The sequence below is a fragment of the Streptomyces sp. NPDC059499 genome (genome assembly GCF_042749285.1).
In the GTDB taxonomy this organism is placed as follows: Bacteria; Actinomycetota; Actinomycetes; order Streptomycetales; family Streptomycetaceae; genus Streptomyces.
Genome location: NZ_JBHYTT010000010.1, coordinates 187,985 through 207,999 on the forward strand (window position 1 = coordinate 187,985; position 20,015 = coordinate 207,999).

Genomic DNA, 20,015 nt, shown 5'->3' on the forward strand with positions numbered 1-20,015 from the left:
CCGGAGGTCGGGCACAGCAGTGCGCACTGCATGAGAGACTGGTCTAGACAACCATTGATACGTGAAGGGCAGAACCATGGCTGAGCGCCGCGTCAACGTCGGTTGGGCCGAGGGCCTGCACGCCCGCCCCGCATCCATCTTCGTCCGTGCCGCCACGGCCTCCGGCGTCCCCGTGACGATCGCCAAGGCGGACGGCAACCCGGTGAACGCCGCCTCCATGCTCGCGGTGCTCGGCCTGGGCGCCCAGGGCGGCGAGGAGATCGTGCTCGCGTCCGAGGCGGACGACGCCGAAGCCGCCCTGGACCGTCTGGCGAAGCTGGTCACCGAGGGGCTCGAGGAGCTTCCGGAGACCGTCTGATTCCGCCCGTTCCGGTCCGGAATTACTCTCTCGACAAAGCCGCGGTGTCCCGATCGGGAGCCGCGGCTTTCTCGTTGCCGGAAAGTCGCGGGCGACTGCGAGGACGAGCTGAATTCGGGCAGCAAAAAGAAAGCCCTCCCGAATTCCCTTCTTTGTATACGGCGCCATTGTTAATGCCGGACGCCTGCGATGTTTACAGAATGTTGCGAAGTCCTCACCCGCGCCGGACCGGTCGTGCGGCCCGGCCGGTCCGCGCGCCGCAGCCGGTGGGCGGTGGTGGCCCGCTCGGCGTGCTGGGCCGCGAGCGCTCTGGCCCGTTCCGCGTCACCGCGCGCCACGGCGTCCACGATGGCGCCGTGCTCCGCCCAGGAATCGGCGGGGCGGACCGGATGCTCGACCGCGTACATCCAGGCGATCTTGTGCCTGAGCTGGGTGAGCAGCGCGATGAGGGCGGGGCTGCCCGACGCCTGGGCCAGCGTCTCGTGGAACCAGCCGCCGAGCGAGCGCAGATCCTCCCCCTCGCCCCGGCGAACCCGCTCCTGCCCCAGCCTGACCAGGCCTCGGAGCACCTTGAGGTGGGCCTCGGTACGGCGTTGGGCGGCACGGGCGGCGCCCAACGGCTCCAGGAGCATGCGGATCTCCAGGAGGTCGGCGGCCTCCTGCTCCGTGGGCTCGGCGACACAGGCGCCGGCGTGCCGGCGGGTGACGACGAACCCCTCGGACTCCAGGGTGCGCAGTGCCTCGCGCACCGGGACGCGGGAGACCCCGTACCGACGTGCGAGCACCTCCTCGGTGAGGCGGCTGCCGCGTTCGAAGACACCGGAGACGATGTCGTCACGGATTGCCGTGCATACCGAATGCGCGGGAATGCGCATGTCCGAACCTCCGCCTTAATCCCCGCGAAACGCGGCCGATCGACGCCTGTTCTGTGACTCTATTGCAATCAGCCGCAATTTCCGATGGCGGAGCGGAATCCATGGATATCTTCCAGCCGACGGGTACTTCTCCGGCGGTTCGGGACGGAGCAGCCCCGGGGCACGGCACGACGAAGGCCCCGGCGGGTGCCGGGGCCTTCGGGAAGCTGTGCGGTACGGGGTCTCAGACCTGGAGACCGTGCGCGCGGAGGTAGGCGACCGGGTCCATGTCGGATCCGTACTCCGGGGTGGTCCGGGCCTCGAAGTGCAGGTGCGGTCCGGTGGAGTTGCCGGTGGAGCCCGACAGGCCTATCTGCTGCCCCGAGGTGACGCTCTGTCCGACGGACACGCCGATCGAGGAGAGGTGGCCGTACTGGGTGTACGTGCCGTCCGTCATCCGGAGCACGATGTTGTTGCCGTACGCGCCGCCCCAGCCCGCCTCGACGACCGTTCCGGCGCCCACCGCGACGACGGAGCTGCCGGACGCGGCGCGGAAGTCGACGCCGGAGTGGCTGCCGGAGGACCAGAGGGCGCCGCTGGACTTGTAGCCGGTGGTCACGGAGGAGCCGGCGACCGGGAGGTGGAAGGCGTTCAGCCGGGCGCGCTCGGCGGCGCGGGCGGCGCGCGCCTTGGCCTCACGGGCCTCCTCGGCGCGGGCTTCGGCCTCGCGCTTCGCCTTGGCCTTGGCCTTCGCCTTCGCCGCCGCTTCGGCCTTCGCCTTCGCCGCGAGGTCGGCCTGGTGCTGCTGCGCCTCGGCCTGGGCGTCGATCTGGGCGGCGAGGGTGGTGTCGATGGCAACGGCCTGGGTCAGACCGGTGACGGTGAGGGCCTCGGAGTCCGCGGCGAGGGCCGGGGAGGCCATGCCGCCGATGACGCCGGTGGTGGCCAGAGCCGCGATGCCGGCGACCTTGGCGCTGCTGCGCGTCAGGCGGCTCGGGGCACGGTGCTTCCCGGTGGCACGGGTGAACGCCATGGAGGGGCTGATCCTTTCCTTCCTTCTCGCCTACCGGGTTAGCTGACGGGTTCGGAGCAGGAAGGTCTCCTACGGATCCCCGGCCTCCTACGAGACGCGGACATCCGATTCACCCCAGGGACTGCGTGGGTCCCCGGCTCCCCAGGCTCGCGCCTGACGGGGACTCGGCGATGACTGTCCGGCGCCGCGGATGCGGCATACGTCTGGCGGACAGCCGAGCCGACGCTAGGCCGGGCGACTTTCAATCACCAAACGGACAGGTCGCTTTGTCGCACATCCCACAGGTCATACATGAACGTTCTTCTCCAAATCAGACAAAAAGGAGAACCCCGGCGAGAACACACTCGCCGGGGTTCGCTCCGTTCCGTCCTGTCAGCCGGTGACGACCGACACCTCGCCGATACCCAGGGCCCTCACGGGCTCCGCGATCTGCGAAGCGTCTCCCACCAGGACCGTGACCAGGCGGTCCACGGGGAACGCGTTGACCACCGCGGCCGTCGCCTCCACCGTGCCCGTCTCCGCCAGGCGCGCGTACAGCTGGGCCTGGTAGTCGTCCGGGAGGTGCTGCTCCACCTGGTCGGCGAGGGTGCCCGCGACCGATGCCGCCGTCTCGAACTTCAGCGGGGCGACCCCGACGAGGTTCTGTACGGCGGTCTCGCGCTCGGTATCCGTCAGCCCCTCGGCCGCCAGGGTGCGCAGGACCTTCCAGAGGTCCTCCAGGGCCGGCCCGGTGGACTCCGTGTCCACGGAGCCGCTGATGGCGAGCATCGCGGCGCCGGTCGCCCCGGAGACGGAGCCGGGTGCCGTCGAACGCAGCACCTGGCCGAAGGCCCGGACCCCGTAGGTGTAGCCCTTCTCCTCGCGCAGGACGCGGTCGAGACGGGAGGTGAGGGTGCCCCCCAGGCAGTAGGTGCCCAGGACCTGGGCGGGCCAGACGCTGTCGTGCCGGTCGGCGCCGATCCGGCCGATCAGCAGCTGCGTCTGCACGGCTCCGGGACGGTCCACGATCACCACCCGGCCGGTGTCGTCCGCGGTGATCGGCGGCACCGGGCGCGACTGGCCGGCGTTGCCCGACCAGTCACCGATGGTGTCCGCGAGCAGCGTGTCCAGATCGACCCCGGTGAGATCGCCGACGATGACGGCCGTCGCCGTGGACGGGCGTACGTGGGCGTCGTAGAAGGCGCGCACACCCCCGGCGTCGATCCGCCGCACGGTCTCCTCCGTGCCCTGGCGCGGACGCGACATACGTGCCGTGGCCGGGAACAGCTCCTTGGAGAGCTGCTTGGCCGCACGCCGGGCGGGGTTGGCCTGCTCGTGCGGAATCTCGTCGAGCCGGTTGCCCACCAGGCGCTCCACCTCGCTCTCGGTGAAGGCCGGTGCCCGCAGCGCTTCGGCGACCAGGCCGAGCGCCTTGGAGAGCCGGGAGACCGGGACCTCCAGGGAGACCCGGACACCCGGGTGGTCGGCGTGCGCGTCGAGCGTGGCACCGCAGCGCTCAAGCTCGGCGGCGAACTCCTCCGCGGAGTGCTTGTCCGTGCCCTCCGACAGCGCACGCGCCATGATCGTGGCCACGCCGTCCAGGCCTTCGGGCTCGGCGTCGAGCGGCGCGTCCAGGAAGATCTCCACGGCGACGACCTGCTGGCCGGGGCGGTGGCAGCGCAGCACGGTCAGGCCGTTGGGCAGAGCGCCGCGATCGGGCGCGGGAAAGGCCCAGGGCCTGGCCTCGCCTGCGGTCGGCTGCGGGTGGTACTCCATCGCTACTCCAGTCACGGCGGCGTCGGTCACTTCTCGGCCCCCTCGTGGTCGTCGGTGCTGCCTGCGGCGTCCTCGGCCTCGTCCGCCGGCTCGACCGGCTCGTAGACCAGGACCGCCCGGTTGTCGGGACGCAGATGCGCCTGGGCGGCCGCCTGGACCTCCTGCGCGGTGACGTCGAGCACCCGCTGCACCGCGGTCAGGGCGAGCTGGGGGTCGCCGAACAGCACGGCGTACCGGCACAGTTCGTCGGCACGGCCCGCGACCGTGCCGAGCCTGTCCAGCCACTCGCGCTCCAACTGGGCCTGCGCCCTCTCCATTTCCTCGGGCGTGGGGCCCTCGGCCGCGAAGCGGGCCAGCTCCTCGTCGACGGCCGCCTCGATCTGCGGCACCTCGACGCCACCGGACGTCTTGACGTCCAGCCAGCCCAGGGAGGGCGCGCCGGAGAGCCTGAGCAGCCCGAATCCCGCGGCCACCGCCGTACGGTCGCGGCGGACCAGGCGGTTGTGCAACCGGGACGACTCTCCGCCGCCGAGGACGGTCAGCGCCAGGTCCGCGGCGTCACACTCACGGGTGCCGTCGTGCGGCAGCCGGTAGGCGGCCATCAGCGCACGCGCGGGAACCTCCTCGTGCACCACTTCGCGCAGCTGCTCACCGATCGTGCCGGGCAGCGTGCCGTCGCGCGGCGGCTGCTTGCCGTCGTGCGAGGGGATGGATCCGAAGTACTTCTCGATCCAGGCCAGCGTCTGCTCCGGGTCGATGTCACCGACCACCGAGAGCACGGCGTTGTTGGGCGCGTAGTACGTGCGGAAGAACGCCTGCGCGTCGTCCAGGGTCGCCGCGTCCAGATCGGCCATCGAGCCGATCGGCGTGTGGTGGTACGGGTGGCCCTCCGGGTACGCGAGGGCCGTGAGCTTCTCGAACGCCGTGCCGTACGGAACGTTGTCGTAGCGCTGACGGCGCTCGTTCTTCACGACGTCGCGCTGGTTCTCCATGGACTCGTCGTCGAGCGCGGCGAGCAGCGAGCCCATCCGGTCGGCCTCGAGCCACAGGGCGAGCTCCAGCTGGTGGGTGGGCATCGTCTCGAAGTAGTTGGTGCGCTCGAAGCTGGTGGTGCCGTTCAGGGAACCGCCGGCCCCCTGCACCAGTTCGAAGTGCCCGTTCCCCTTGACCTGGCCGGAGCCCTGGAACATCAGGTGCTCGAAGAGGTGAGCCAGACCGGTGCGTCCCTTGACCTCGTGACGGGAACCGACGTCGTACCAGAGGCAGACCGCGGCGACCGGGGTCAGATGGTCCTCCGAGAGCACCACGCGCAGGCCGTTGGCCAGGCGGTGCTCGGTCGCCGTCAAGCCGCCGGAACCGGCCTGGGCTGTGGCCGTGTGACCCATGGGCATGTACGTCCCTTCGATCGCGATACAGGATTTCCTGCCGGACCTGCCACTGTAAGCAAGCGCACCGGCACCTGGCGAAGTTCCCGATCGGTGAATGTTGTCGTAGATGGTGCCGTAAACAGGGGCTCCGGAGGGGCCCCTGAGACCACTTCGGACGGGTCGAGGTCGGGGTTGTCAGTACGGCGGTCCACAATGGTCGGCGTCAGAACCTGAGGTTGCCCGACAGAATCTGTGAAGGAGTCGCAGCCGCGATGGCCCGCCGCAGCACGAAGACCCCGCCGCCGGACGACTTCGAGGAGAAGATCCTCGACATCGACGTCGTCGACGAAATGCAGGGCTCCTTCCTCGAGTACGCGTACTCGGTGATCTACTCCAGGGCCCTGCCCGACGCCCGCGACGGCATGAAGCCCGTGCACCGCCGCATCGTGTCCCAGATGAACGAGATGGGGCTGCGCCCCGACCGCGGCTACGTGAAGTGCGCCCGTGTCGTCGGCGAAGTGATGGGCAAGTTGCACCCGCACGGTGACGCGTCGATCTACGACGCACTGGTGCGCATGGCACAGCCGTTCTCGATGCGCCTTCCCCTCGTCGACGGACACGGCAACTTCGGCTCGCTCGGCAACGACGACCCGCCGGCCGCCATGCGGTACACCGAGTGCCGGATGGCCGACGCCACGTCGCTGATGACGGAGTCGATCGACGAGGACACCGTCGACTTCCAGTCGAACTACGACGGCCAGGAGCAGGAGCCCGTCGTCCTCCCGGCTGCGTACCCGAACCTCCTGGTCAACGGGGCGTCCGGGATCGCGGTCGGCATGGCGACCAACATGCCCCCGCACAACCTCGGCGAGGTGATCGCCGCCGCCCGCCACCTCATCAGGCACCCGAACGCGGACCTCGAGACCCTGATGCGTTTCGTCCCGGGCCCCGACCTGCCGACCGGTGGCAGGATCGTCGGCCTCGGCGGCATCAAGGACGCGTACGCGGCAGGCCGCGGCACGTTCAAGATCCGTGCGACCGTCGCGATAGAGGACGTCACCCCGCGCCGCAAGGGCCTCGTCGTCACCGAACTGCCCTTCACCGTCGGCCCGGAGAAGGTGATCGCCAAGATCAAGGACCTCGTCTCCGCGAAGAAGCTCCAGGGCATCGCGGACGTCAAGGACCTCACCGACCGTTCGCACGGGCTCCGGCTGGTGATCGAGGTCAAGAACGGCTTCGTTCCGGAGGCGGTGCTGGAGCAGCTCTACAAGCTGACGCCGATGGAGGAGTCCTTCGGCATCAACAACGTGGCGCTGGTCGACGGGCAGCCGCTCACCCTGGGGCTCAAGGAGCTCCTGGAGGTCTACCTCGACCACCGCTTCGAGGTGGTGCGCCGGCGCAGCGAGTTCCGCAGGACCAAGCGCCGGGACCGGCTGCATCTGGTCGAGGGTCTTCTCGTCGCCCTGCTCGACATCGACGAGGTCATCCGCATCATCCGGGACAGCGACAATTCGGCGCAGGCCAAGGAGCGGCTGATCGAGCGCTTCTCCCTGAGTGAGATCCAGACGATGTACATCCTGGACACCCCGCTGCGCAGGCTCACCCGGTTCGACCGGATCGAGCTGGAGAGCGAGCGCGACCGGCTCAACGACGAGATCGACAAGCTGACGGCGATCCTGGAGTCGGACGCGGAGCTGCGCAAGCTCGTCTCGGCCGAACTGGCCGCGGTGGCGAAGAAGTTCGGCACCGACCGCCGCACGGTGCTGCTGGAGTCGGCGGGTTCGCAGGTCGCCTCCGTACCGCTGGAGGTCGCCGACGACCCGTGCCGCGTGCTCCTCTCGTCGACCGGTCTGCTGGCCCGTACGGCCAACGCCGACCAGGTCGTGGCGGCCGAGGACGCCAAGCGCACGAAGCACGACGTGGTCGTGTCGGCCGTCCCTGCGACGGCGCGCGGCGATGTGGGTGCGGTGACGTCCACGGGGCGCCTGCTGCGGCTGTCGGTGATCGACCTGCCGCGGCTGCCGGACACCCATGCGGCTCCCAACCTCTCGGGAGGGGCTCAGATCTCGGAGTTCCTCACGCTGGAGACGGGCGAGGAGCTGATCTGCCTCACCACGCTGGACGAGGAGTCGCCCGGCCTGGCGATCGGCACCCTGCAGGGGGTGGTGAAGCGCGTGGTGCCCGACTACCCGGCCAACAAGGACGAGCTGGAGGTCATCACGCTCAAGGACGGTGACCGCATCGTCGGCGCGACGGAGCTGCGTACGGGCGAGGAGGACCTGGTCTTCATCACGTCCGACGCCCAGCTGCTGCGCTATCCGGCGGCGCAGGTGCGCCCGCAGGGGCGCCCCGCGGGCGGCATGGCGGGCGTCAAGCTCACGGCGGGGGCCGTGGTGCTCTCGTTCACGGCGGTGGATCCCGCGCTGGACGCCGTGGTGTTCACGGTGGCCGGGTCGCACGGCACGCTGGACGATTCGGAGCTGACCTCGAAGCTCACCCCGTTCGACCAGTATCCGCGCAAGGGCAGGGCGACCGGCGGGGTGCGCTGCCAGCGCTTCCTCAAGGGGGAGGACGTCCTGGTGTTCGCCTGGGCGGGAGGTGTTCCGGCCCGCGCCGCGCAGCAGAACGGCACACCGGCGGAGCTGCCCGCCCCGGATCCGCGGCGCGACGGCTCGGGCACACCGCTGACGAGCCCGGTCTCCGTGATCGCAGGCCCGCTGTAGACACCCGGCCGGACGACGCCGGGGCCGCTCAGGCCTCGTCGTCGTCCGGCTGCTGTACGTAGCGCAGGATGCCCCACATGCTGCGCTCGAGTTCTCCGCCGGCGCCCTGCTCCGGCTCCCGGCAGTCGGAGAGCCCCTTGTCCAGCGCCTCCGCGTCGATCCCGGAACCGATCAGCACCAGCTGCGTGCACCTGGGCTCGTCCCGCGACCAGGGCTGCGGAACGAAGCGCAGAAACCTCCCGACGGAGTGCAGGGTGTACCTGTTTCCCGGGTCGCCCGCGCCGAAGTCGACGTACCCCTTGATCCGGTAGAGGCCTTCGGGCCTGGAGTCGAGGAACTCGATGAACCGCCGTGGGTTCATCGGCACGTCGGTGGTGAAGGAGACGCTCTCGTACGCCGCGTGCATATGGCTGTCGTGCTCGTGGTCCGTGTCCAGGAGAAGGTCCTCGAACGTCAGCTGACTTGCGGTGTCGTCTCCGTCCGGCCGCAGCACGGGATCGACGAGCAGCTCGGGGTCGACGCGCCCGAACTCGGCGTGGATGACAGCCGCCCTGCTGCCCGCGGTCGCCACCGCTTCTCGCACGGCGTCCAGTTCCGCCTGCGCCACCCTGTCGGTCTTGTTCAGCACGACGAGGTCGGCCACCCCCAGATGACGGTCGATCTCCGGGTGCCGCTCCCGCGTGGTCACGAATTCGGCGGCGTCGACGACCTCGACCAGCCCCCCGTACCGGATGTGCGGGTTGTCGCTGGCCAGCAGCATCCGTACGAGCTCCTGGGGCTCGGCAAGACCGCTCGCCTCGATGACGATCACATCGAGCCGGGCGGCAGGCCTGGTCAGCGTCTCCAGGAAGGTGTCGAGCTCGCTCGCGTCGACCGCGCAGCACAGGCAGCCGTTGCCCAGCGAGACCGTCGACCCGACCTGGCCCGCGACGGCCATGGCGTCGATCTCGATGGAACCGAAGTCGTTGACGATCACCCCGATCCGGTTGCCGGCCCGGTTGCGGAGCAGATGGTTGAGCAGCGTCGTCTTGCCTGATCCCAGGAACCCCGCCAGAACGACGACCGGGATCTGCGGGGCGCGGGGCGGGGTCAACGTGGGCCTTTCTCGGGGTCGGTCAGGGTGCCGGTACGGGCTGGGGCGGGGGCGTTCCCACATAGCGGGCCGCCGGTCGGATGATCTTCGAGTCCTCCGCCTGCTCCAGGATATTGGCGCTCCAGCCGACCACACGCGCGGCGCAGAAGGTGGGGGTGAACATCTCGCGCGGCAGACCGCAGAGCTCCATCACGACCCCGGCGTAGAACTCCACGTTGGTGTGCAGCTCACGCCCCGGCTTGAGCTCGGCGAGGATGGCCTCCACCTGCCGTTCGACCTCGACGGCGAAGTCGATGAGCGGTCCGCCGAAGCCCTGCGCGATCGAGCGCAGCATGCGTGAGCGCGGATCCTCGGTGCGGTAGACGGGGTGTCCGAAGCCCATGATCCGGCCTCCCGCGAGGACCTGTTCCCGGATCCAGCCGTCGATACGGTCCGGGGTCCCGATGGCGTCCAGGGTGTCCAGGGCCCGGCTGGGCGCGCCGCCGTGCAGAGGTCCGGAGAGCGCGCCGACCGCCGCGACCAGGCAGGCGGCCACGTCCGCGCCGGTGGACGCCACCACTCTGCCGGTGAACGTCGAGGCGTTGAAGCCGTGGTCGATGGTGGAGATCAGGTACTGCTCGACGGCCCTGACCCGCGCGGCGTCCGGCTCGGCTCCGGTGAGCATGTACAGGTAGTTCGCCGCGAACGGCAGGTCCTCACGCGGTTCGACCGGTTCGAGTCCCTGGCCGAGCCGGTACAGGGCGGTCAGCACGGTCGGTACGGCCGCGCAGGCGGCGAGCGCGTCGCCACGGCGGCGGTCGGCGCCGATGTCGTACACCGGGCGGAATCCGGCCGAGGCCCCGAGCAGTGAGAGTGCGGTGCGCAGGCCGGCCAGCGGGCCGGAGACCGCGCCGGCGCGTGCGATGGCCGGCAGCGCGTCGCGCACCTCGTCCGGCAGACGGCGCAGACCGGCCGTGCGGGCCGCGAAGTCGGCGCCTGCGGCACGGTCGGGCAGTTCGCCGTGGAACAGCAGGTACCAGACGTCCTCGAAGCTACGGCTCCGCGCCAGATCGATCGCCGAGTAGTGCCGGTAGTGGTAGAAGCCCTCGCGCCCGCGCACATCGCCGAGTGCGGTGTCGGTGACGATCACTCCGGCGAGACCGCGGGGCACGTCGAGCGGGGCGGTACCAGTCCTCAGGGCAGACATTTCGGGTCTCTCCTCCGACAGTCGATTGAACATTGATTCGACTGTCTATGATTGACTCAATTCATGTCAACATTGATTCAATCAATATGGAGTGTCGATGGATGCCGATGGATATGGATACGGTGGGCGCCATGACGCATGAGGCAGCGCGCGGGGCGGACACGGAAGGCGCCGGGGGCGAAGATCCGGGGGAGGCGCGCAGGCTCACCACGCGGGAGACGGCGGAACAGCTGGGAGTGAAGCCCGAGACCGTGTACGCGTACGTGAGCCGGGGACAGCTCAGCAGCAGGCGGGCCCCCGGGGGACGCGGCAGCACGTTCGACGCCGCCGAGGTCGCGGCCCTGGTCCGGCGCACCGGGCGCAGGGAGCCCGTTCCCGCCGCGGGCGAGCTGGTCTTCCGTACGGGCATCACGCTCATCGAGCACGACGCCTACTACTTCCGCGGTGTCGACGCCACCGAGCTCGCCCGCGAGTACGGCTACGAGGAAGTCGCGGAGTGGATCTGGACCGGCGAGCTCCGTCCGGGCATCCGTTTCACCGCGCCCCCGGAATCGCTCGCCGCCGCGCGCCGGACGGTCGCCGCACTCCCGGACCACAGCGGGTCGACGGACCGGCTGCGGGTCGCGGTCAGCGCGGCCGCGGCAGCCGATCCCCTGCGATTCGATCTGTCGCCCCAGGGGGTTCTCAGCAGCGCACGCGGCCTGATCCCCACCCTGGTGGCCGCATTGCCCGTGATCGGGGACCAGCCGCCCGCCGAAGGCCACGACGGGGCGGGCGGCGCCTCCGCCGCGACCCTTGCCCGGCAGCTGTGGCCGCGGCTCTCCGGCCGGCCGGCCGACGCGGCCTCACTGGCCGTGCTCGACGCCGCTCTCGCACTGCTCACGGACCACGACCTCGCCGCGTCGACGCTGGCCGCGCGGGTCGCCGCGTCAGCACACGCCCATCCGTACGCAGTGGTCTCGGCGGGGCTGGGCGTACTGGAGGGACCCCTGCACGGTGCCGCGAGCGGCCTGGCCCATCGGATGCTGTCCGAGGTCGTGGAACGGGGCAGCGCGTCCCCGGTCGTCGCCGACCACCTCCGCGCCGGCCGCCACGTCCCCGGGCTGGGGCACCGCCTGTACACGGGCGAGGATCCGCGGGCACAGGTCCTGTTCGATCTGCTGGAGGACGTACCGCAGGCCGCCCCGGCGCTGGCCGCGGCCCGCGACGTGGTCGCCACCACCGCCCGCCACACCCCCCTGCACGCCAATGTCGACCTGGCGCTCGCCGTCCTGTCGGTCGCCTCCGGCATGCCCGCGGAGGCGGGCGAGACGGTGTTCGCCGTGGCTCGCACCGCGGGCTGGATCGCCCACGCGCTGGAGGAGTACAGGGAGCGGCCCCTACGGATGCGGCCCAGCGGGCAGTACACAGGACCTCGCCCGCCGCAGCCACTGCCCGCGCCGGTGCCGCGGTGGGCACCACTGCCGCGCACCGATCCACCGCCGCTGGACGATCCTGCAAATTAGCTACAATCAGCGGGAATTTTCACGGGGAGGCTGAGCCGTGGAGCCGCGCACCACGAGTTCCGGCTCGAAGAGAAGCTCGTCGGACGGCACGGCACGTCCCGCGATCTGCACAGAGAGCAGCTCCACCGCGGCCCGGCCCATGGCCTCGATGGGCTGGCGGACCGTGGTCAGCGGCGGTTCGGTGCAGTTCATGAAGGCCGAGTCGTCATAGCCGACGACCGAGACGTCCGCGGGCACGGACAGTCCGCGGCGGCGTGCCGCACGCACAGCCCCCAGGGCGAGCGGGTCGCTGGCGCAGATGATGCCCGTGACCCCCTGGTCCAGAAGCCGCATGGCGGCGGCCTGCCCGCCCTCCAGCGAGAACATGGCCCGGGCCACCCGCTCGTCCGGCACCGTCGTCCCCGCCTCTTCGGCGAGCGCGCGGGCGGCGGCGAGCTTCCGCTGCGAGGGCACGTGATCGGAGGGGCCGAGGACGAACCCGATCCGTTCGTGACCGAGCGAGACGAGGTGGCGCCACGCCTGCTCGACGGCCACCGAGTCGTCGCACGAGACCGCGGGGAACCCGAGATGAGCGATGGCCGCGTTGATCAGAACCACGGGGATCTTGCGGTCGGCGAGCACCTTGTAGTGATCGTGCGGGGCGTCGGCCTGGGCGTAGAGGCCACCGGCGAACACGACCCCGGACACCTGCTGCTGCAGCAGCAGCTCGACGTAGTCGGCTTCGGAGACGCCACCCTTGGTCTGGGTGCAGAGCACGGGCGTCAGCCCCTGCTGGGCGAGCGCGCCGCCGACCACCTCGGCGAAGGCCGGGAAGATCGGGTTCTGCAGCTCGGGAAGGACGAGCCCGACCAGCCGGGCCCGCTCGCCACGCAGCTGCGTGGGGCGCTCGTAACCAAGGACGTCCAGCGCGGAGAGGACGGCTTGCCGCGTGGCGTCGGAGACGCCCGGCTTGCCGTTCAGCACCCGGCTGACCGTGGCCTCGCTGACTCCTACCTTCTGGGCAACTTGAGCAAGTCGTCGCGTCATGAACGCAAGATTAGCGCAAGAACCGCAAGAAGATTGCGCTGCGGTGGAAATCACCGAAACCCACTGCACGCTCACAGATCGAGACCCTGGAGGCAAGCCCTCCGGCGCAAGCGTTCCTGTGCGTCGGCGGAGATCAACGGCGACGGATTTCGGGAAGGACCGGAATGCCCTCTACCGTTCGTACGATGAGCGCCCCACCGACCACCGTCCGGGGACCCCGCCGGTTCGGCTGGCCGAAGCGGGTCTTCTCGCAGGTCCTCCTGATGCAGCTGACCATCATCACCGGTGTCACAGCGCTGGTCACCGGCCTCTTCCTGGCGCCGCTCAGCGACCAGCTCGACGACCAGGCGATGCGCCGGGCCCTCGCCATCGCGCAGAGCACCGCGGCACAGCCGCAGATCGCCGCGTCGCTGCTCTCCACCGCCCCGGCTCCGGACGGCCCCGTCCAGACCGTCGCCGAGCGGATCAGGCGGTCCACCGGCGCCGAGTACGTCGTGGTCATGGACAGGCGTGGGGTGCGCTGGTCACACACCGACACCTCCCGGATCGGCGCAGTCGTCTCCACCGACCCCAGCACGGCTCTCGCGGGCAGATCCGTGATGGAGATCGACAGCGGCACGCTCGGCCGCTCCGCCCGCGGCAAGGTGCCGCTGCGCGACGGGGCGGACCGGATCGTGGGCGCCGTCTCCGTCGGCATCGCGTACGACAGCGTCCGCGCCCGGCTGCTCGCGACGATCCCGGGGCTGCTCGCGTATGCCGGCGGGGCGCTGGCTGTGGGAGCCTTCGCCGCCTACCTGATCTCGCGCCGCCTGCAGCGGCAGACCCACGACCTGGCGTTCTCCGACATCTCCGCGCTGCTGACGGAGCGCGAGGCCATGCTGCACAGCATCCGTGAGGGTGTCGTCGCCCTCGACCGCACGGGACGCATCCGGCTGCTGAACGACGAGGCCCAGCGTCTCCTCGGGCTCGGTCCCGATGCTGCGGGCCGCCCGCTCGACGAGGCCCTGGGAGCCGGGCGGACCGCCGATGTGCTGGCGGGCCGAGTGGTCGGGCACGACCTGGTGACGGTCCGCGGCAACCGTGTGCTGCTCGCCAACCGGATGCCGACCGACGACGGCGGTGCGGTCGCCACCCTCCGCGACCGGACCGAGCTGGAGCACCTCGGCCGTGAGCTCGACTCCACCCGCGGCCTGATCGACGCCCTCCGCGCCCAGGACCATGAACACGCGAACCGGCTGCACACCCTCCTGGGTCTCCTCGAGCTGGAGATGCACGACGACGCGATGGAGTTCGTCACCGAAGTCGTCGGAGTCCACCGGGCGACCGCTGAGCAGGTCACCGAGAAGGTCCACGACCCACTCCTTGCCGCGCTGCTCGTCGGCAAGACGACGGTGGCCGCGGAGCGTGGTGTCGCCCTGCGCATATCGCCCGGCACGCTCCTGCCGGACCGGCTGGTGGACCCGCGCGGTCTCGTCACGGCCGTCGGCAATCTCGTCGACAACGCCCTGGACGCCGCCGCGGGATCGGGGGACGCCCGGGTCGAGGTGGACCTGCGGGCCGACGGCCGTACGGTGGTCCTGCGCGTGCACGACAGCGGCCCGGGCATACCCGCGGGCAGCCATGAATCGATCTTCATGGAAGGCTGGTCCACCAAGGAGCTCCCCGCCCACGGCAAACGCGGGCTGGGCCTGCCGTTGGTGCGGCGGCTGGCGGAACGGCAGGGCGGCAGCGTCTCCGTGTCGGATTCCCAGGAGGGCGGGGCCGTGTTCACGGTCGTCCTGCCCGAGGCCCTCGAGGAACAGGCCCCGGACGGCATCACGACACCCCCGCGACCGACAACGGCAGGAGAGACCGCGTGATCGAGGTCCTGATCGTGGACGACGACATCAGGGTCGCGCAGATCAACGCGGCGTATGTCTCCAAGGTGCCCGGCTTCCACGTGGCCGGCCAGGCACACTCGTCCACCGAGGCCCTCGCCCGGATCGGTGAGACACCCGTCGACCTGATCCTGCTCGACCACTATCTGCCGGACCGCAACGGTCTGACCCTCGTACGGGAACTGCGAGGGCTCGGCCATCACACCGACGTGATCATGGTGACGGCCGCACGCGACGTCGCGACCGTTCAGGCGGCGATGCGCCACGGAGCCCTTCAGTACCTGGTGAAGCCGTTCACGTACGCGGGGCTGCGCACCAAACTGGAGGCGTACGCAGCCCTTCGGCACACCTTCGAAGGCGGCGGCGAGGCCGAGCAGACAGAGGTGGACCGACTCTTCGGCGCCCTGTGGGCCACCGGGGAACCCGACCTGCCCAAGGGGCATTCGCCCACCACCGCCGAGCTGGTCCGTCAGGCCCTGCGCACCGCCGACGGGCCCCTCTCCGCACAGGAGATCGCGGAGAGCGCCGGAATGAGCCGGCAGACCGCCCAGCGCTATCTGAAACTGCTGGAGCGAACGGGGCGGGTGCGGCTGTCCCTGAAGTACGGCGAGACGGGCCGCCCCGAACACCGGTACACCTGGGCTCCGGGCCCCTGAAACCAATCGCAGGAGAGGACCGGGTCCTCAGGCCGCACCCGCGCCCGTCAGCGACCGGACCTCCGCCTCCGCGTGCCTGGCCGCGTCGGGCGGCTCCGTGGAGGTGACCGTGCCGATCCAGCCGGCCAGGAAACCGGCCGGGATCGAGACCAGCCCCGGGTTGTCCAAGGGGAAGAGCTGGAAGTCCACGCCCGGGAAGAGCGAGGTCGGGCTCCCCGAGACGACCGGCGAGAACAGGACGAGCAGCACTGCGGGGATCAGCCCGCCGTAGACGGCCCAGACCGCCCCCCGCGTGGTGAAGTTCCGCCAGAACAGCGAGTAGATCAGCGCGGGAAGGTTGGCCGATGCTGCGACGGCGAAGGCCAGTCCCACCAGGAACGCGACGTTGAGGTCCTGGGCGAGGAGCCCCAGGGCGATCGCGACGACGCCGACGCCCGCAGCCGCCGTCCTGGCCACGGCCACCTCGCTGCGCTGCTTGGAACCCCGGCGGCGGAGCGACGCGTAGAGGTCGTGGGCGACGGAGGCCGAAGAGGCCAGCGTGATCCCGGCGACGACGGCGAGAATGGTCGCGAAGGCGATGGCCGCGACCACGGCGAACAGGACCGTGCCGCCGGTGGATCCCTCGCCGCCTCCGAGAACGAGTGCCAGGAGTGGGACCGCGGTGTTCCCCGAGGCGTTCGACGCCCGTACGTCCGCCGAGCCGACCAGGGCGGCGGCTCCGAACCCGAGCACGATCGTCATCAGGTAGAAGCTGCCGATGAGGCCGATGGACCAGACGACGGAGCGCCGGGCCGCCCGGGCCGTGGGCACGGTGTAGAAGCGCGACAGAATGTGCGGCAGGCCGGCCGTGCCGAGCACGAGGGCAAGGCCCAGGCTCATGAAGTCGAAGCGTGCCGTCCAGCTTCCGCCGTACTTGAGTCCGGGCGAGAGGAAATCCCGCCCGTGGCCGCTGCGTTCGGCGGCCGTGTTGAGCAGCGTGTTGACGTTGCCGTGGAAGTGCACGAGGACGAGCACGGTGAGCGCGAGAGCACCGGCCATCAGAAGGACGGCCTTGACGATCTGGATCCAGGTCGTGGCGCGCATACCGCCGAGCGACACGTAGATCACCATGAGTGCGCCGACCCCGACGACGGTCCACGACCGGGCGGTGTCGCTCGTCCCGCCGAGCAGAAGCGCCACGAGACTGCCCGCACCCACCATCTGTGCCACCAGGTACAGAACCGAGACGGTGACCGACGAGGTGCCGAGCGCGGTGCGCACGGGACGCTCCGCCATGCGGGCGGCAACCACGTCGGCGAGAGTGAACCGTCCGCAGTTGCGCACGAGTTCCGCGACCAGGAGCAGAACGACCAGCCAGGCGACGAGGAACCCGACGGAGTAGAGCATGCCGTCGTAGCCGAAAAGGGCGATCAGTCCCGAGATCCCGAGGAAGGAGGCGGCGGACATGTAGTCGCCGGCGATGGCGAATCCGTTTTCCATGGGCGAGAAGAGCCGCCCGCCCGCGTAGAACTCCTCCGGCGATCCCTGCCTGTTCCGGCTCACCCAGGTGGTGATGCCGAGCGTCACGGCGATGAACGCGCTGAACAGCAACAGCGCCAGCGTCTGGTGGTCCCCGCTCACCGGTCGATCCCTCTCGTCATCTCCTGGGTGTCCCAGCGCAGTTCCAGCGCGTCCCGGTCCCTGCACAGCCGGGCATGACGTGCGTACGCCCAGGTGAGCAGGAACGTGGTGACGAACTGTCCGAGCCCCGCGACCATCGCCACGTTGAGCGCACCGGCAACCGGGCGCGCCATCAGGTCGTGTGCCGTGATCGCTGCGACGACATAGGCGAAGTACCAGAGGAGGAAGGCGGCTGCCGCGGGGACCACGAACCTGCGGTAGCGGCGGCGCACTTCGCGGAAGGCCGCGCTCTGTTGCACCTCGAGATAGATGTCGGCGGCACTGTGGTTGTGCTGTGGCGGCCCGGGCGGCCCGTCGGGCGCAATACCTCCCGTACCGTCCAGGTCACCCCATCCGGGAGCCAACGCGTCGTACCACGGGTCGTCGAGCCGCACTGCTGCGACTTTCGGCCCTGCTTCCTTCTCCACCCGAACAACTCCCTTGTCCACGAGCCTTTTCGGTCGCGTAGCCAAGAATGGGCAGATCGGGAAGATCCCGGGCACTTCATTCGCCCCGCTTCACCATTTCAGGTGACGGAAGTGCCGGGCGGGTGTGCGAGTCCCCGGCCGTACGCATAGCGCACGGCCTGTGCGCGGTCACGCGCTCCCGTCTTGGCGAAGAGGTTGTTGATGTGAGTCTTCACCGTGGCCCGGGAGATGTGCAGCGTGCGGGCGATCTCCGCGTTGGACAGTCCCCCGGCGATCAGGGCGAGCACCTCGGCCTCCCGTGGGGTGAGCCCGTCGGGCAGCTCGGACGGAACCGGCGGGCCGGCCTCCGCGGTGACGCGCTCAAGCAGCCAGCGCTGCACCTTCGGCGAGAGTCCGGCCTCGCCGGCCAGCACCGCCTCGATGGCCTGCACGATCTCCTCACCCCGCGCGTCCTTGGTCAGATAGCCTCGCGCGCCTGCCTGCAGCGCCGTGAAGAGCGAGTCGTCGTCGGCGAAGGTCGTGAGCACCACCACCTGGGTGCGCGGGTATTCCTTGCGGATCCTGCGCGTTGCCTCGACGCCGTCGCAGCGGGGCATCCGCAGATCCATAAGGACCACGTCGGGCGCCTTCTCGGCTACGAGGGCAACCGCCTCGTTCCCGTCCTTCGCCGCACCGACCACCTCAATGCCGGGCAGCAGCCCCAGCAGCATGACGATGCCTTCGCGCACGATTGCCTGATCATCGGCGACCACCACCCGCGCACTCACGCAGGCACCCGAAGATTCACCACGAACCCCTCCTCGCCCGGCCCTGCCTCCAGCGTTCCGCCGATCAGTTCGGCGCGCTCCCTCATCCCCAGCAGACCGTAGCCGGAGCCACTGACAGCGAGCTCTCCCTCCGAGCGGCGTCCGCCGGAGTCCCGCACTTCCAGGGCGACGGAGTCCGGCAGGTACTCGAGCCGGACCATGACCGTGGCCCCCGGAGCGTGCTTCCGGGCATTGGTCATCGCCTCCTGTGCCACCCTCCGCACCGTCTGGGAGGCCTCCGCGGCCAGTGGTCTGCAGTCCCCCGCGACGAGCACCTCGGCCGCCTCACCGGCCACCAACTGCCGCAGGAAGTCCTCCACCGGAGTCATCTCCCCTCGCAGTGCGGACAGGGCCTGACGCGTCTCTGCAAGGCCCTCACGCGCCATGGCGCGCGCTGCGACGACTCTCTCCAGCACAAGGTCGCGGAACTCCCCCGCAGGCTCTCGTTCGATCAGCAGCCGGGCAGCTTCCAGGTGCACCAGTTGTGCGGAGAGGCTGTGCGCGAGCACATCGTGGATCTCACGGGCGATCCTCGACCTCTCGGCCAGCGCGGCCGTCCCGGCCTCCGCCACCCTCGCAGCCCGCTCCTGGTCGAGGAGTCGCCTGGCGCTGCCGCGGGCCTCGGCGTCGAGTCGCAGGACGTATCCCCCCAGGCACAGGCTTCCGGTGGTGATCACCGTGGTCAGCCACCCGTCGCTCTCCACGATCGCGTAGGCGGCGAGTGCCACGGCGGTGAGCGGCACGGCCGCGGAGAGTGGAAGACGCTCGAGAGCGGTGATGGCGCACCCGCCCCACAGCACGACGGCGAGGGCTCCCGCGCCCGCCTCCTGAGCCCCGAACGCCGCGGCCATCAGCAGGACCAGCAGCCCCAGGGAGGGCCAGAGACGCTGCGCCAGGGTGCTCCGGAAGAACGCGACGCCCGCGACCGCGCAGCCGGCCACCCCCACCGGGAGGACCGCGACCTGCCAGAGGGCGAATCCCCCTTCGGCGAGAGTGCGCCAGAGAAGGCCGACGAGCACAGCGGTCCATACGAGTCGACCGATGGCGGCCCGCGGGCGTGTGTGCGCGGTTCTGGCGAGCGCCTCCTTGGACGGCCAGCTCGTCCAGGTGCTGCTGCGGTTCACGCGTGCCCCTTCCACGCGGCATGTGCGGGCCGCAACGGCATTCCGCCGGCCGGACCGCCGTGTTGCGCACGCAGGCTCAGGGCCCGCACGCTCAGCACACCGCTGCGCGCCAGCAGCATGGCCGCGAGAGACATCGTGAGGGCGGCCGGCCCCTGGTGTATGCCCAGCAGCACCCCGGCACCCGCCAGCGCGACGCGGATCGTGAGGCCACCCACCCACACCTGGACCGTGCCCTTGGTACCCCTGCTCCACACCGAGCCGTCCGGTTCGCGCCACAGCCTCGCGGTCCAGCCCCAACCGGCGCCGGTGACCAGTCCCACCACGATCCCGGCCCCGAGAATCAGAGCGGACAGTGCCTCGTGGTGCGGGTCGAGGGCCCCGTCGTTGCGCGCGGAAATGATCAGCAAGATCCCCGGCAGGACCCACCACCGCTTGTCGTCGCCGATCCGTTGCGCCGTGAACTGGCGCACGACGACGAGCGCGACAACCGCAGCGATCACCAGAACGTGGAAGAGCGCGGACATGGATGCCTCCGACAGGCGGGAAGGTTCGAGGCCTTCGACGC

The 20,015-nt window shown here is 70.4% G+C and carries 17 protein-coding genes and 1 riboswitch; of the genes, 5 read left to right on the top strand and 12 right to left on the bottom strand.

Annotated elements, in window-relative coordinates; all coding sequences use genetic code 11:
• Positions 1 to 76: 76 nt before the first annotated feature.
• Entirely contained in the window at positions 77 to 358 is a 282-nt protein-coding gene (locus tag ACFW9O_RS23425) for an HPr family phosphocarrier protein (protein ID WP_329206688.1), read from the top strand.
• A 170-nt stretch (positions 359 to 528) separates the two neighbouring features.
• On the opposite strand, the gene ACFW9O_RS23430 is transcribed toward ACFW9O_RS23425, so the two are convergent.
• The 4 genes from ACFW9O_RS23430 to ACFW9O_RS23445 form a co-directional block, all read right to left on the bottom strand.
• Positions 529 to 1,233 (bottom strand): GntR family transcriptional regulator, encoded by a 705-nt coding sequence (locus tag ACFW9O_RS23430; RefSeq protein WP_351170600.1) that lies wholly within the window; start codon positions 1,231 to 1,233, stop codon positions 529 to 531.
• Positions 1,234 to 1,456: 223 nt separating this feature from the next.
• Positions 1,457 to 2,245, bottom strand: a complete 789-nt coding sequence (locus ACFW9O_RS23435) for a M23 family metallopeptidase (protein ID WP_384611865.1) — start codon at positions 2,243 to 2,245, stop codon at positions 1,457 to 1,459.
• Positions 2,246 to 2,257: 12 nt separating this feature from the next.
• A riboswitch (cyclic di-AMP (ydaO/yuaA leader) is annotated at positions 2,258 to 2,425 on the bottom strand.
• A 192-nt stretch (positions 2,426 to 2,617) separates the two neighbouring features.
• Positions 2,618 to 4,000 carry a pitrilysin family protein gene (locus ACFW9O_RS23440; protein WP_351170621.1) on the bottom strand — a complete coding sequence of 461 codons (1,383 nt, stop codon included), beginning with the start codon at positions 3,998 to 4,000 and terminating at the stop codon, positions 2,618 to 2,620.
• A gap of 26 nt (positions 4,001 to 4,026) precedes the next feature.
• Positions 4,027 to 5,391, bottom strand: a complete 1,365-nt coding sequence (locus ACFW9O_RS23445; RefSeq protein WP_384611867.1) for a M16 family metallopeptidase — start codon at positions 5,389 to 5,391, stop codon at positions 4,027 to 4,029.
• 248 nt (positions 5,392 to 5,639) lie between these two features.
• On the opposite strand from ACFW9O_RS23445, the gene ACFW9O_RS23450 reads away from it, so the two are divergent.
• Positions 5,640 to 8,090, top strand: coding sequence for a DNA topoisomerase IV subunit A (locus tag ACFW9O_RS23450; protein WP_351170594.1), 2,451 nt, complete (start codon positions 5,640 to 5,642; stop codon positions 8,088 to 8,090).
• Positions 8,091 to 8,118: 28 nt separating this feature from the next.
• On the opposite strand, the gene ACFW9O_RS23455 is transcribed toward ACFW9O_RS23450, so the two are convergent.
• Both ACFW9O_RS23455 and ACFW9O_RS23460 read right to left on the bottom strand, forming a co-directional pair.
• Entirely contained in the window at positions 8,119 to 9,183 is a 1,065-nt protein-coding gene (locus tag ACFW9O_RS23455; protein WP_384611868.1) for a CobW family GTP-binding protein, read from the bottom strand.
• Between the two features lie 22 nt (positions 9,184 to 9,205).
• Positions 9,206 to 10,369, bottom strand: coding sequence for a citrate/2-methylcitrate synthase (locus ACFW9O_RS23460; protein WP_384611870.1), 1,164 nt, complete (start codon positions 10,367 to 10,369; stop codon positions 9,206 to 9,208).
• Positions 10,370 to 10,500: 131 nt separating this feature from the next.
• Here ACFW9O_RS23460 and ACFW9O_RS23465 point away from each other — a divergent pair, with 131 nt between their 5' ends.
• Entirely contained in the window at positions 10,501 to 11,874 is a 1,374-nt protein-coding gene (locus ACFW9O_RS23465) for a citrate/2-methylcitrate synthase (RefSeq protein ID WP_384611872.1), read from the top strand.
• A gap of 6 nt (positions 11,875 to 11,880) precedes the next feature.
• On the opposite strand, the gene ACFW9O_RS23470 is transcribed toward ACFW9O_RS23465, so the two are convergent.
• On the bottom strand, positions 11,881 to 12,900 hold the full coding sequence (locus ACFW9O_RS23470; protein WP_351170582.1) for a LacI family DNA-binding transcriptional regulator: 1,020 nt from the start codon (positions 12,898 to 12,900) through the stop codon (positions 11,881 to 11,883).
• A 185-nt stretch (positions 12,901 to 13,085) separates the two neighbouring features.
• Between ACFW9O_RS23470 and ACFW9O_RS23475 the strand changes: the two genes are divergently transcribed.
• Both ACFW9O_RS23475 and ACFW9O_RS23480 read left to right on the top strand, forming a co-directional pair.
• Positions 13,086 to 14,759, top strand: coding sequence for an ATP-binding protein (locus ACFW9O_RS23475; RefSeq protein ID WP_384611874.1), 1,674 nt, complete (start codon positions 13,086 to 13,088; stop codon positions 14,757 to 14,759).
• A complete protein-coding gene (locus ACFW9O_RS23480) occupies positions 14,756 to 15,433 on the top strand; it encodes a response regulator (protein WP_384611876.1) in 678 nt (225 codons plus the stop codon). The genes ACFW9O_RS23475 and ACFW9O_RS23480 overlap by 4 nt, the downstream gene beginning before the upstream one ends.
• 27 nt (positions 15,434 to 15,460) lie before the next feature.
• Here the strand turns inward: ACFW9O_RS23480 and ACFW9O_RS23485 are convergent, their stop codons facing one another.
• The 5 genes from ACFW9O_RS23485 to ACFW9O_RS23505 all read right to left on the bottom strand — a co-directional run bounded on the left by ACFW9O_RS23485 (position 15,461) and on the right by ACFW9O_RS23505 (position 19,974).
• Positions 15,461 to 17,053: a cation acetate symporter gene (locus tag ACFW9O_RS23485; protein WP_384611878.1), complete on the bottom strand. Its 1,593-nt coding sequence runs from the start codon at positions 17,051 to 17,053 to the stop codon at positions 15,461 to 15,463.
• Positions 17,050 to 17,520, bottom strand: a complete 471-nt coding sequence (locus tag ACFW9O_RS23490) for a DUF485 domain-containing protein (RefSeq protein ID WP_384611880.1) — start codon at positions 17,518 to 17,520, stop codon at positions 17,050 to 17,052. Before ACFW9O_RS23490 ends, ACFW9O_RS23485 begins: the two co-directional genes overlap by 4 nt.
• Before the next feature lie 98 nt (positions 17,521 to 17,618).
• The gene (locus tag ACFW9O_RS23495) at positions 17,619 to 18,287 is read right to left on the bottom strand and encodes a response regulator (protein ID WP_384611882.1); all 669 of its coding nucleotides are present in this window, start codon (positions 18,285 to 18,287) and stop codon (positions 17,619 to 17,621) included.
• On the bottom strand, positions 18,284 to 19,450 hold the full coding sequence (locus ACFW9O_RS23500) for a sensor histidine kinase (RefSeq protein ID WP_384611884.1): 1,167 nt from the start codon (positions 19,448 to 19,450) through the stop codon (positions 18,284 to 18,286). Before ACFW9O_RS23500 ends, ACFW9O_RS23495 begins: the two co-directional genes overlap by 4 nt.
• Positions 19,447 to 19,974, bottom strand: a complete 528-nt coding sequence (locus tag ACFW9O_RS23505) for a DUF1453 domain-containing protein (protein WP_384611886.1) — start codon at positions 19,972 to 19,974, stop codon at positions 19,447 to 19,449. The genes ACFW9O_RS23500 and ACFW9O_RS23505 overlap by 4 nt, the downstream gene beginning before the upstream one ends.
• Positions 19,975 to 20,015 lie beyond the last annotated feature (41 nt).